General features: G+C 71.1%; 14 protein-coding genes. 11 read left to right on the top strand and 3 right to left on the bottom strand.

Annotated elements, in window-relative coordinates; all coding sequences use genetic code 11:
• Positions 1–56: 56 nt before the first annotated feature.
• Both GA0070619_RS02705 and GA0070619_RS02710 read left to right on the top strand, forming a co-directional pair.
• Positions 57–1,046 (top strand): thiamine-phosphate kinase, encoded by a 990-nt coding sequence (locus GA0070619_RS02705; protein ID WP_088946588.1) that lies wholly within the window; start codon positions 57–59, stop codon positions 1,044–1,046.
• 29 nt (positions 1,047–1,075) lie between these two features.
• The gene (locus tag GA0070619_RS02710; RefSeq protein ID WP_088946589.1) at positions 1,076–1,537 is read left to right on the top strand and encodes a GNAT family N-acetyltransferase; all 462 of its coding nucleotides are present in this window, start codon (positions 1,076–1,078) and stop codon (positions 1,535–1,537) included.
• A gap of 186 nt (positions 1,538–1,723) precedes the next feature.
• On the opposite strand, the gene rpmB is transcribed toward GA0070619_RS02710, so the two are convergent.
• Positions 1,724–1,915 (bottom strand): 50S ribosomal protein L28, encoded by a 192-nt coding sequence (rpmB, locus tag GA0070619_RS02715; RefSeq protein ID WP_007456456.1) that lies wholly within the window; start codon positions 1,913–1,915, stop codon positions 1,724–1,726.
• 288 nt (positions 1,916–2,203) lie between these two features.
• Between rpmB and GA0070619_RS02720 the strand changes: the two genes are divergently transcribed.
• On the top strand, positions 2,204–3,817 hold the full coding sequence (locus GA0070619_RS02720) for a DAK2 domain-containing protein (RefSeq protein ID WP_088951512.1): 1,614 nt from the start codon (positions 2,204–2,206) through the stop codon (positions 3,815–3,817).
• Positions 3,814–6,012, top strand: a complete 2,199-nt coding sequence (gene recG / locus GA0070619_RS02725; protein WP_088946590.1) for an ATP-dependent DNA helicase RecG — start codon at positions 3,814–3,816, stop codon at positions 6,010–6,012. The genes GA0070619_RS02720 and recG overlap by 4 nt, the downstream gene beginning before the upstream one ends.
• A 2-nt stretch (positions 6,013–6,014) precedes the next feature.
• On the opposite strand, the gene GA0070619_RS33240 is transcribed toward recG, so the two are convergent.
• The gene (locus GA0070619_RS33240; protein ID WP_088951513.1) at positions 6,015–6,272 is read right to left on the bottom strand and encodes a flavin reductase; all 258 of its coding nucleotides are present in this window, start codon (positions 6,270–6,272) and stop codon (positions 6,015–6,017) included.
• Positions 6,273–6,518: 246 nt separating this feature from the next.
• Between GA0070619_RS33240 and GA0070619_RS02735 the strand changes: the two genes are divergently transcribed.
• Positions 6,519–7,241, top strand: coding sequence for an XRE family transcriptional regulator (locus GA0070619_RS02735; protein ID WP_231927437.1), 723 nt, complete (start codon positions 6,519–6,521; stop codon positions 7,239–7,241).
• On the top strand, positions 7,238–7,711 hold the full coding sequence (locus GA0070619_RS02740) for an NUDIX domain-containing protein (RefSeq protein ID WP_088946592.1): 474 nt from the start codon (positions 7,238–7,240) through the stop codon (positions 7,709–7,711). Before GA0070619_RS02735 ends, GA0070619_RS02740 begins: the two co-directional genes overlap by 4 nt.
• Before the next feature lie 158 nt (positions 7,712–7,869).
• Here GA0070619_RS02740 and GA0070619_RS02745 read toward each other — a convergent pair whose 3' ends face one another.
• Complete coding sequence (locus tag GA0070619_RS02745) at positions 7,870–9,378, bottom strand: cell wall anchor protein (protein ID WP_088946593.1); 1,509 nt, start codon at positions 9,376–9,378, stop codon at positions 7,870–7,872.
• Between the two features lie 305 nt (positions 9,379–9,683).
• Here GA0070619_RS02745 and rsmD point away from each other — a divergent pair, with 305 nt between their 5' ends.
• The 5 genes from rsmD (at position 9,684) to rpmF (ending at position 12,302) form a co-directional block, all read left to right on the top strand.
• Positions 9,684–10,247, top strand: coding sequence for a 16S rRNA (guanine(966)-N(2))-methyltransferase RsmD (gene rsmD / locus GA0070619_RS02750; RefSeq protein WP_088946594.1), 564 nt, complete (start codon positions 9,684–9,686; stop codon positions 10,245–10,247).
• Complete coding sequence (coaD, locus tag GA0070619_RS02755; protein ID WP_088946595.1) at positions 10,244–10,726, top strand: pantetheine-phosphate adenylyltransferase; 483 nt, start codon at positions 10,244–10,246, stop codon at positions 10,724–10,726. The genes rsmD and coaD overlap by 4 nt, the downstream gene beginning before the upstream one ends.
• A 226-nt stretch (positions 10,727–10,952) precedes the next feature.
• Entirely contained in the window at positions 10,953–11,450 is a 498-nt protein-coding gene (locus GA0070619_RS02760) for an SPFH domain-containing protein (protein WP_088946596.1), read from the top strand.
• A gap of 109 nt (positions 11,451–11,559) precedes the next feature.
• A complete protein-coding gene (locus tag GA0070619_RS02765; RefSeq protein ID WP_088946597.1) occupies positions 11,560–12,123 on the top strand; it encodes a YceD family protein in 564 nt (187 codons plus the stop codon).
• 5 nt (positions 12,124–12,128) lie between these two features.
• Positions 12,129–12,302, top strand: a complete 174-nt coding sequence (rpmF, locus tag GA0070619_RS02770; RefSeq protein WP_030335284.1) for a 50S ribosomal protein L32 — start codon at positions 12,129–12,131, stop codon at positions 12,300–12,302.
• Positions 12,303–12,400: the final 98 nt, after the last annotated feature.

Below are 12,400 nucleotides of genomic sequence, written 5' to 3' on the forward strand. Positions count from 1 at the left end.
GGGTGAAACTACCTTACGGACCAGGTCTGATCCCTATCGGTCGTCAAGGAGCAGCGGTGAGCGAGCACGGCGGAGCCGGGCAGCACGGGCAGAACGCCGGCAGTGGCGCCAGTGTGTCCGGGATCGGGGAGTTCGGGCTGATCGGGAAGATAACTGCCCGACTCTCGTTCGGGCCCACGACCCTGCTCGGTCCTGGCGACGACGCGGCGGTGGTGGCCGCCCCGGACGGCCGGGTGGCGGCCTCCACCGACGTGCTCGTCGACGGTCGGCACTTCCGGCGGGACTGGTCCTCGGCGCGCGACGTCGGGCACCGGGCGGCGGCGGCCAACCTGGCCGACATCGCGGCGATGGGCGCCACGCCGACCGCCCTGCTGGTCGCGCTCTGCATGCCGGCTGACCTGGAGACCGGCTGGGCGGAGGAGCTGGCCGACGGGCTCGCCGCCGAGGCGGCGACGGTCGGTGCCAGCGTCGTCGGCGGGGACATGTCGGCCAGCCCCACCCTGACCGTGGCGGTCACCGCGCTGGGCGACCTGGAGGGCCGCCCACCCGTGCTGCGCTCCGGCGCCCGTCCCGGTGACGTGCTCGCCCTGGCCGGGCGCAGCGGGTACGCGGCTGCCGGGCTGACCGTGCTCACCCGCGGCTTCCGCACTCCCCGGCTGCTGGTCGAGGCGTACCGGCGGCCGCAGGTGCCCTACCAGGCCGGCCCGCAGGCCGCCCGGCTCGGCGCCACCTCGATGATCGACGTGTCGGACGGGCTGCTCGCCGACCTCGGCCACGTGTCCGCGGCCAGCGGGGTGGCCATCGACGTGCGGCGGGACGCGTTCGAGGTGCCCCGGCAGATGGCCGACGCGGCACAGGCACTTGGCGTCGACCCGTACACCTGGATCCTGGCGGGTGGCGACGACCACGCGCTGGCCGCGACCTTTCCCCCGGCGGTCGTGCTGCCGCCGGACTGGCGGCCGGTGGGCCTGGTCACGGAGGGTGCCGGGGTGACGGTCGACGGCGCGCCCCACGACGGCCCGACCGGCTGGGACCATTTCCGGTGAGGCCTGGGGCCCGCCGTACCCTGGACACCGTGAGTGAGATCGAGATCCGGACGGTGCGGTTCGACGCACCGGTGGCACAGCAGTTGATCCAAGCCGCACTGGCCGACCTCGGCGCCCGCTACGGCGGCACCGGCGACGACACCCCGGTGGACGCGACCGAGTTCGAGCCGCCGGATGGCGCGTTCCTGGTCGCCTACCTGGCCGGCGAGCCGGTCGGGTGCGGTGGCTGGCGCAGCCACGGCGCGGACACCGCGGAGCTGAAGCGGATGTACACGGCCCCGGCTGCGCGTGGGCGGGGCGTGGCCCGCACGGTGTTGGCGGCCGTCGAGCGCTCGGCCCGGGAGCAGGGCCGTAAGCGGGTGGTCCTGGAGTGCGGGGACAAGCAGCCCGAGGCGATCGCGATGTACAGCTCCGCCGGTTACGAGCGGATTTCGAACTTCGGCTTCTACAAGGACGCGGAGGGCTGCGTCTCCTTCGGCCGCACCCTCTGACTCCGTTGCGGTGATCGACTCGGGTTTCTTGAACTCGGGCTGTCCCCAGCGCCGGACACCCCGACTCCCGGAAAACCGAGTCGATCAAGGCGGCACGCCACAGCTCAGGCGGCGACCGGACGCGACAGAGCCGGCGGACCTCAGGGTCCGCCGGCTCCGCCGTACGAGAAGGTGGGTGCTACCGCGTCAGGCGCGGGTGACCTTGCCGGCCTTGATGCACGAGGTGCAGACCTGCAACTTCTTGGTGTTGCCGCCACCGGCCGGGGTACGCACCGACTGGATGTTCGGGTTCCAGCGGCGGTTGGTCCGCCGGTGCGAGTGGGACACGTTGTGGCCGAAGCCCGGTCCCTTGCCACAGACGTCGCACACGCTAGCCACGGGATACTCCTGGGATTGATACGTTCATGGGGTCGCCGGCAGGTGCTGCCCGGGCAACCTGGTCAGGTTACCCGATGACTCGCCGACCCGGCCAACCGGCCCGGTCCGGCGCTCGCCCGTGCCCCGGCTTGTGCCTGGTCGTGGGCCCGCCCGCCCGTGGGTGGGACCGGCCCGGCGGCAAGGGTACCGGAGGAGTTAGCCCGTGTTACGGCCACCGCCGGAGCGGGGCGCGGGGGACACGCGGGACGAGTCCGACGCGTGTCGGTGCGCGCCAGTAGGCTTCTGGCCGTGCTGGACACCCTCGACGCCGCCGCGGTCCGCCGCTGGTGTGCGAGCGGGTTGGCCGCGCTCAAGCGTCACCAGGGCGAGATCGACCAGCTCAACGTCTACCCGGTGCCCGACGGCGACACCGGCACCAACCTGGTGCTCACCCTCACCTCGGCCCAACAGGCCCTCGCCATGAACCTGGACACCCTCCCCGACAGCGGGCCGACCGCGCACGGGCACGCGCTGCGGCTGATGGCGCAGGGCGCGCTGCTCGGCGCGCGGGGCAACTCCGGGGTGATCCTCTCGCAGATCCTGCGGGGGTTCGCCGACGAGGTCGCCGGGGTGCCGGCGGTGCGCGGTCGGGAGTTGGCCGCCGCGCTGCGCTCCGGCGCCGCCGCGGCGTACACCGCGGTTGCCCGGCCGGTCGAGGGCACAGTGCTCACGGTGGTCGCGGCGGCGGCCACGGGCGCCGAACGGGCGGACAGCGACGACCTGCCGGCGGTGGTCCGCGCCGCGGCCCGGGCCGCCGCCGAGGCGCTCTCCCACACCCCGGAGCAACTGCCGGCGCTGGCCCGCGCAGGCGTGGTCGACGCGGGTGGCCGAGGGCTGTGCGTGCTGCTCGACGCCCTGGTCGCGGTGCTCACCGGGGAGAGCACCGCTCAGCCCGCGCCGACGCCGCGCTCCGCCCGCCCGGCGGCCACCGTCGCCCGGGAGACCGGTTCCGACGAGTACGCGTACGAGGTGCAGTTCCTGCTCGACGCCGGGGCGGAGGCGGTCGACGGGTTGCGACGGGCGCTGGACGCGCTGGGGGATTCGCTGGTCATCGTCGGCGACGGGCGTGAGCCCGAGGGCACCTGGAACGTGCACGTGCACGTCAACGACGTGGGCGCGGCGGTCGAGGCGGGGGTCGCCGCCGGTCGCCCGTACCGGATCTCGGTGACCCGCTTCGCCGACCAGCCGGAGCCGCCCTCAGGCCCGGTGACGGCCGGGCGGGCCGCGGTGGTGGTCGCCACCGGCGGAGGGATCGCCGAGTTGTTCGCCGCCGAGGGCGCCACAGTGGTGCCGGGCAACCCGTCCACGGGTGAGCTGCTGGACGCAGTGCGCAGCACCGGCGCGGCCCGGGTGGTGGTGCTGCCCAACGACGCCAACACCGAGGCGGTGGCGAGCGCGGCGGCCCGCGAGGCCCATCGGCACGGCATCAAGGTCAGCGTGGTGCCGACGCGCTCACCCGTGCAGGCGCTGGCCGCCCTCGCGGTCCGCGACGGCGACCGCCGCTTCGAGGACGACGTGATCGCGATGGCCGAGGCGGCCGGCGCCTGCCGCTACGCCGAGGTCTGCCACGCCAGCCGGGAGGCGCTGACCGTCGCCGGCCCGTGCCGTCCCGGCGACGTGCTCGCGCTGGTCGAGGGGGAGGTGCACCTCATCGGCACCGACCTCACCGACACCTGCGCCGCCGTGGTCGACCGGATGCTCGGCGGCGGTGGCGAGATGGTCACCCTGCTGGCCGGGGCGGACGCCCCGGCCGGGCTCACCGATGCCGTCCGCGCGCACGTCGCGAGACGCTGGCCGTTCGTCGAGGTGCACGCGTACCCGGGGGGCCAGCCGTTTTATCCGCTCCTGGTAGGGATCGAATGAGCGAACCAGCCACGGTGGACACTCCGCTGAAGAAGCTGGTCGGGGACAAGACGGCCAAGGCGCTGGCCACGCACCTCGACCTGCACACCGCGGGTGACCTGGTCTACCACTTCCCCCGTCGCTACGACGAGCGCGGCGAGCACACCGACATCCGCTCCCTGGACGTCGGCGAGCAGGTCACAGTGCTGGCCCAGGTGCAGCGCACCGCGGTGCGCCCGATGCGGCAGCGGCGGGGCAACCTGCTGGAGGTGACCGTCGGCGACGGCTCCGGCGGGGTGCTGACACTGACCTTCTTCGGCAACCAGGCATGGCGCGAACGGGAGCTGCGCCCCGGCCGGTGGGGGCTGTTCGCCGGCAAGGTCACCGAGTTCCGGGGCAAACGGCAGCTCAACGGCCCGGAGTACGTCCTGCTCGGCGAGGGTGGCGACGGCGAGGCGGCGGTCAGCGACGAAATCGAGGAGTTCGCTGGCGCGCTGATTCCGGTCTACCCGGCCGCCGCGGCCGTGCCAACCTGGGTGATCGCGCGCTGCGTGCGAGTCGTTCTGGACACGTTCACCCCTCCGGACGATCCGCTGCCGGGCACCGTGCGCGCCAGCCGCAAGCTGGTGGGGTTGGGCACCGCGTTGACCGAGATCCACCGGCCGTCCAGCAAGGAGGAGCTGCACCGGGCGCGGCGGCGGCTCAAGTGGGACGAGGCGTTCGCCGTCCAGCTGACCCTGGTGCAGCGCAAGCACAGGGCAGCCGACTGGCCGGCGCGACCCCGCCCGGCACGCTCGGGTGGGCTGCTGGACGCCTTCGACGCCCGACTGCCGTACGAGCTGACCGCCGGTCAGCGCGACGTCGGTGTGGAGATCGCCGCCGATCTGGCCGCGCCGCACCCGATGCACCGGTTGTTGCAGGGCGAGGTCGGCTCGGGCAAGACAGTGGTGGCGCTGCGGGCGATGCTCCAGGTGGTCGACGCGGGCGGGCAGGCCGCGCTGCTGGCGCCCACCGAGGTGCTGGCCGCCCAGCACTACCGCGGCATGCTCGACCTGCTCGGGCCGCTCGGGCGGGCCGGCGAGCTGGGTTCCGCAGAGCATGCCACCCGGGTCGAGCTGGTCACCGGCTCGCTGGGCGCTGCCGCCCGACGGCGGGCCCTCGGTGAGGTCGCCAGCGGTGCCGCCGGCATCGTGCTCGGCACCCACGCCCTGCTCTACGAGGGGGTCGACTTCGCCGATCTCGGCCTGGTGGTCGTCGACGAGCAGCACCGTTTCGGTGTGGAGCAACGCGACGCTCTGCGCTCCAAGGCCGACCAGCCGCCGCACGTGCTGGTGATGACGGCCACCCCGATCCCGCGCACGGTGGCGATGACCGTCTACGGCGACCTGGAGGTCTCCACCCTCTCCCAGCTGCCCCGGGGGCGGTCGCCGATCGCCTCGCACGTGGTTCCGGCCGCCGAGAAACCTGCCTACCTGGACCGGGCCTGGCGTCGACTGCGCGAGGAGGTCACTGCCGGCCACCAGGCGTACGTGGTGTGTCCTCGGATCGGTGAGGGGTCGGCCAGCGAGGAGGAGCCGCCACCGGTGGACGACAACGGCCGCCGGCCCCCGCTGGCGGTGACCGAGGTGGCCCCGTTGCTGGCCGAGGGGCCGTTGCACGGGCTGCGGATCGGGGTGCTGCATGGCCGCCTGCCGGCCGACGAGAAGGACGCGGTGATGCGCTCCTTCGCGGCCGGTGACCTGGACGTGCTGGTGGCGACCACTGTGATCGAGGTCGGCGTGGACGTGCCGAACGCGACCGTGATGATCGTGCTGGACGCCGACCGCTTCGGTGTCTCCCAGCTGCACCAGCTCCGTGGCCGGGTCGGCCGGGGCTCCGCCGCCGGGCTCTGCCTGCTGGTCAGCGAGGCGGCCGAGGGTTCGTCGGCGCGTGAGCGGCTGGACGCGGTGGCGTCCACGAGCGACGGCTTCAAGCTCGCCGAGCTGGATCTGGAGCAGCGCCGCGAGGGTGACGTGCTGGGTGCCACCCAGTCCGGGCACCGCTCACACCTGCGGTTGCTGTCTCTGAAACGCGACACGGAGCTGATCCGCGACGCCCGTGCGGAGGCGATCACCCTGGTCGAGGACGACCCGGAGCTGACCCGCAATCCCGCGCTGGCCGCCTCGGTGGCCGCGCTGGTGGACGAGGACCGCGCGGAGTACCTGGAGAAGGGTTGACGTCACCGCGGCTGTTCGTCGCGCAGTGCCGCCGAACGCGGCCAGGCGAGAAACCGCGAGTGCAACACCCCAGACGGTGTAAGCGGCAGGTCCGCACACGCCTGCACCAGGTACGCCGACAGATGCAGCATCAGCGATATCCGCGCGTCGGTGAACTCCTCAATGAGCTGCCGTTTTCTAGTTCTGCACGGCCACGGTGCCCCGCAACCCGCGCAGGTCCACTGCGGCCTGACCGGCTGATGCACCAACAACAACCCCACCACCCTCCTGGATCGTTGAAGGGGAAGAGGTCCCTCCCAGGGTGCTGGCAACCTCTTCCCCCTGGCACCCACCAGCCCGGCGAATCCGCCGCAAGCGAACCGGTGAGGCCCTGCCGCTGAACCTACGAACCGGCCTCGGGCACTCCAACGTCCCTGTGGACACCAGGCCGGACACTTCCAGGACACTGAAGCGTCCCTCGGTGTCCACTACGGTGGGACGGTATGAGTCACCGCCTCCGCGCGGCCATGCTCCGCGCCCACCTCGACTCAGCGGCCCTCGCCACGGCCGTCGGTGTCGACATCAAAACTGTCACTCGGTGGCTCTCCGGCCGCGTCCCGCACCAGCGCACCCGCCTCGTCGTCGCCGACGCCCTCGGCGAAACCGAAGCAGACCTCTGGCCCCAGACCCGTCCCGACCAGGCACCCGGCGCGGAGGCCAGCGCCGAGGTCGTCGCCGCCTACGCCCACCGCGCCGACATCCCGCACCATGTCTGGGCCGCGCTGCTCACCGGCGCGACCACGCGGATCGACCTGCTCGGCTACGCCTACCCGTTCCTGCTGGAGTTGCTGCCCAACACGATGCAGCTCATCTCTGACAAGGCCGCCGACGGTGCCCAGGTCCGCCTCGCGTTCGCCGATCCTGACTGCCCGCACGTCGCCGAACGCGACGCTCTCGAACAGATCGGCGGCACACTACCCGGCCGGATCCGCAACGCCCTCAACTTCTGCGAACCTCTCCACCGCGTGCCCGGCGTGGAGATCGGCCTGCACACAGTGCACCTGTACAACTCGGTGTTCCGCTTCGACCACCAGATGATCGTCACCCCACACCTGTACCGCGCCCGTGGCTACCAGCACCCCGCCCTGCACCTACGTGAACTATCGCCGCACGGGATCTTCGCCGCTCACGCCGACCAGTTCGAACAGATCTGGCAGACCACCACCGCCTACCCAAAGGAGACCCGGTGACCGGCCGGCGCGACTACTACCACGACCCGACAGCGCCGGTCGCCAACAGTCTCGTCCCCGCCGCCGCAGCCATCGTCACCGACCAGCACGGCCGCGTGCTGCTACAGCGACGCAGCGACTCCGGTAACTGGTCCCTGCCCGGCGGTGCCATGAACGTCGGCGAAACCCTCCAACAGTGCGTCGTCCGCGAGGTGCGGGAGGAGACTGGCCTGGACGTCGAGGTCACCGGCCTACTCGGCATCTACAGCGATCCAGCACACGTCATCGCCTACCCCGACGGCGAAGTCCGCCAAGAGTTCACGGTCACCTACCGCGCCCATGTCATCGGCGGCACGATCAGCATCAGCGACGAGTCGACGGATGTCCGCTTCATCGATCCCGCCGACTTCGACCACATCCCCATCCACGACACCGTTCGACTTCGCCTCGATCACCACGTCGAAGGCCGCGACACCCCCTACCTCGGATAGCGGCGACACGTCGGCGCACTGACGACCCCTCTCATGCTCTCGGAAGGGTGGGAACTCGACCGGGGCCGCTGACTGCGCCCCGATTCGGTGAACGCATAACGGACCGAGGGCGCGTCGACCGGATGGTCGACGCGCCCTCGGGTTCAGCGCAGGTCAGGTCAGGCGGTGAAGGTCACCCGACGCCGACGGGCGATGACGAAGAGCACCGCACCCGCGATGAGCAGCGCGATCGCGCCTGCGGCGATGCCGCCGGCAGCCGCACCGGTGACCGGAAGACCCGGCTCCTCGCCGCCAGCGCCACCGCCGCCGCAGTTGCCCTCCGGCGTGTAGACGGCCTCCATCTCCAGGTCAAGCTCCGGCAGCGCGACGAGCGCCGTCTCGGCCTTACCGGCCTTGAAGGTCACCGTCTCCGACGCGCCGGCCGCGACCGCACGGTTCTCGGTCTTGCCGCCGTAGGTGAACGCCGCCTTGACCGGGAGCCCACCCTCGGGGTTGGTCACGGTGAGGGCGAAGTCCTTGCAGTCGGCCTTGGTGGTGACGGCCGGCAGCGGGCAGTCCTCGGGGCGCTGCCACGAGTAGGTGCCCTTCTCGATGACCTTGCCGTCGACCAGCACCTCGATCTTGCCGGCGTTGGCGGCCGGCACCACGATGCTGCTGTCAGCCTTGCCAGCCGCGACGGAGACCTTCTTGGAGAAGCCGTTCTCGCCCTTGACCTCGAACTCGACGGCGTACTTGCTGATCTTGCCGTCGTTGCTCAGCGAGACGGCGACCGAACCGTCGCAGTTGGACGCGAAGGTCGAGGCCGGGGTGACGCAGCTCTTGTCGCCGCCGTTGTACCAGCCCTGCGGGCCCTTGGACCGGTTACCCGGAGCGCCCGGCGAGCCCAGCTTCTTGTTGTCGTAGCGCTTGCCGCCGTCGACCAGCTCGCCGATGACCTCGTCCTTACCGCCCCAGATCAGGTCGACCTGGGTGTGGCAGTCCGGGATCTCGACGTTCAGCTTGATCTCGGTCTGGGTGCCACCGATCCAGTTGCTGTCCGGCGTGCCGTACACGTACTGCGGAGTGGCGAACTGCGGCCGGGGCGCGAAGTACGACACCAGCGTGAACCACTGCTTGCCCTCGCCGCAGAGCGGCAGGTCACCGTCGAGCTTGACGGTCGCGGTGCCCTTCGGGCCGTCGAAGGTGTGGCTGTACTTGGCCTTGTTGACGTCCACGCACTTCGGAGTCGGCGCGCAGGACCCGTCGGCGGCGAGGTTGATGCTGCCGTCGTTGGTGGCTTCCTTGCCGTTCTTCTTCCACTTGCCGAACACCGTGAGCTTGGCGTTGGCGGTGTCGCCCGGCACCCGCTGGACGGCCGTGATGGTGCCGGCCTTGGGGATGACGGAGCCCTGCAGCGGTACCGCCTTGGCGCCTTCCACGGGCACTGTGACGTCGGTCGACGGCGTCGCGGTCACCTGCTTGAGGGTCACGGCCTTGTCGCGCTCGCTGTTCTCCACCTTCCACGTGATCACACGCTCGCCGGAGAGCCGGTCACACTCGGCGGTGGCGCTGATGGTGGTGTGGTGCGCGCTGGCCGGAGCGGCCACCGCGACTGCCCCGGTGAGGCCGATGAGGGCGGCTCCCAGGATGGCCAGCGGTCGCTGTAGCGACAGCTTGGGACGGATCACGGGTACTCCTGGAGTGCTGAAGCGTCAGGGGTGTGGCACGGGAGCGACAGTGGACGGTCACTGCACGTCCGATCGGAGAGGCGCCCTCCCGCACCGCGGGCCGGTGGGTTGCCGCCGGCACCCGGCAGACCCTAGCGAGATCGCCCCTCGTGATACAGCGCTCAGGATTTGCTAAGGCGAATGTTATGAATTCGTGATCATTGATATACGAGAAGTGATCACGTCGTCTTCGTGGTGGTACCGACCGTGTCGGCCGCCGGGTCCGACGGGTCGCGTAGCGTCGCGGGCATGAGCAGGAGGAGACCGTGACCCGGATCGTGGCCGGGACGCTCGGCGGCCGGCGGATCGCCGCGCCCCCCGGTGCCGGCACCCGACCCACCTCCGACCGGGTCCGGGAGGCGCTGTTCAGTGCCGTCGAGGCCGAGGTCGATCTCGACGGCGCCCGCTTCGCCGACCTGTACGCCGGCTCCGGCGCGGTCGGGTTGGAGGCGCTCTCCCGCGGGGCCGCGCACGTGCTGCTGGTCGAGTCGGACGCGCGGGCGGCCCGGGTGATCCGGGAGAACGTGGCGGCTCTGCGTGCCGGCCCCGCCGCCCGCCTGGTCACCGGCAAGGTGGCGACGGTGCTGGCCGCCGGTCCGGACGGTGGGCCGTACGACGTGGTCTTCGCCGACCCGCCCTACGCCGTGCCGGACGCGGAGATCACCGCGCTGCTGACCACGCTGGTCGACGGCGACTGGCTGGCGCCGGACGCGCTGGTGGTGGTGGAGCGGTCCCGGCGGACCAGGGAGTTCGACTGGGTGGACGGGATCACCCCGGAGCGCAGTCGCCGTTACGGCGAGACCACCCTTTGGTACGGTCGCCGATCATGAGACGTGCGGTGTGCCCCGGTTCGTTCGACCCGGTCACCAACGGACACCTCGACATCATCGGGCGGGCCAGTCGGCTCTTCGACGAGGTGATCGTCGGTGTGCTGATAAATCAGTCGAAGAGTGGCCTGTTCACCGTCGAGGAGCGGATCGAGATGCTCCGCGAGGTGACCTCGTCGTACGGCAACGTGCGGGTCGAGTCGTTCCGAGGGCTGCTGGTTGACTTCTGTCGGGCCCAGCAGGCGAGCGTGCTGATCAAGGGTCTGCGGGCGGTCAGCGACTTCGACTACGAGTTGCAGATGGCCCAGATGAACATCGGGCTGGCCGGCGTCGAGACGCTCTTCATGCCGACCAACCCGCTCTACTCGTTCCTCTCCTCAAGCCTGGTCAAGGACGTGGCCAAGTGGGGTGGCGACATCTCCGCGCACGTCCCCGACCTGGTCCGTGAGGCCCTTCAGGCCCGGCTCGGCCCCCGCCCCTGACACCCCCCATCCGGTGGTCCTGCCGCTTCGGTCGCCGTGACGCCCCTTTTGCGGAAAATTGACGCAAGAGTGCGGGCAGGGTGGGCGCGGTGTGACGATGTCGCGACGCGCCGGGTTGGGGCGGATGGGGCCGGTGTGGGGCCGGCACGACATGATTGGTGGCGCGGGGAACGGCCGTAGCCCGCATCATGGAGGTCGGCCGAAGAACGACAGGAGTGAGGTACCGGTGGACCCGCTCGATCGCATCGACGAACTGATCGCCATGGTGGAGCAGGCCCGCTCCGTCCCGATGTCGCGTAACAACTGCATGGTCGACCGGGGTGAGATGATCGCGGCCCTCGACGAGATGCGCGCCGACCTCCCCGCCGACCTGCGTCGCGCCGCCGCTCTCCTGGAGGAGCGCGACAAGATCATGGAGGCCGGCAAGCGCGAGGCGGACCGGATCATCAGCGAGGGTGAGGCAGAACACGCCCGCCTGGTCTCGGTGAACGAGATCACCGTGTCGGCCGAGCACGAGGGTGCCCGGATCATCGCCGAGGCCCGGGCCGAGGCGCAGCGCCTGCGTGAGGAGGTCGACGACTACGTCGACACCGCGCTGGCCAACTTCGAGCAGTTCCTCACCCGGGCGCTGGCCTCGATAGAGCGCGGCCGGGACAAGATGCACGCACTGCGGGAGATCGGCACCTTCGCTGGGGATGAGGCGGAACGCCCGCTACCCTTCTGAGCGGCACCTCACCAGCCGACTTCTCAGGCGGGCGTCGCCCCCGGTTCGACGGTCCGGCGGTCGTCCAGGTAACCTTTTTTGTCGGCCTCTCACCGGCCGGAGTCTGACTATGCCCAAGCACTCGCCATCGACACTCAACCCCAGGTCGCCGTTGGTCCTCGACACGAGGGACCTCCCGCGCCGCCCTGGCGCGTTGCGTGAAGTCCGGCGGGTCGTGCCGGCACCGGCGGACCTCGGTGTGGAGTTGATCGGCGTGCCGGAGGGCGCGGACCTCGACCTCGATCTGAGGTTGCAGTCAGTGTCCGAGGGCGTGCTCGTCTCCGGGACCATCACCGGTCCCGTTCAGGGCGAGTGCGGCCGTTGCCTGCGCGAGATCAACGACTCGATGGGCGTGACGATCCAGGAGCTGTACGCGTACGAGGACAGCACCACGGACGCCACGACCGACGAGGACGAGGTGGGCCGGATGCAGGGCGATCTGATCGACCTGGAGCCGGCGCTGCGGGACGCGTTGGTGCTCACGCTGCCGACCAACCCGCTCTGCCGGGAGGACTGCCCAGGACTGTGCCCTGAATGTGGGGCGCACTGGGACGATCTGCCGGCCGACCACAGTCACCAGCAGATCGACCCGCGTTGGGCGGGCCTGTCGCAAATGACCGTTACAGAGGAGTAAGAACCGTGGCCGTCCCGAAGCGCAAGATGTCGCGCAGCAACACCCGGTCCCGCCGGGCGAACTGGAAGGCGACCGTGGTCGCGACCGTTGCGTGCCCGCAGTGCAAGTCCCCGAAGCTGCCGCACGCCGCCTGCTCCGTCTGCGGCACCTACAACGGCCGCCAGGTTCTCGAGGTCTGACCTGGACGCCGAGTGACGCCCCCGACCCCAGGTCGGGCGGCGCGCGCATCCTGGCATTCGCCCGGTGCCCCGGCTCCCTCCGACGCCCGGCCCACTCC

It is taken from the genome of Micromonospora zamorensis (assembly GCF_900090275.1).
Taxonomy (GTDB): Bacteria; Actinomycetota; Actinomycetes; order Mycobacteriales; family Micromonosporaceae; genus Micromonospora; species Micromonospora zamorensis.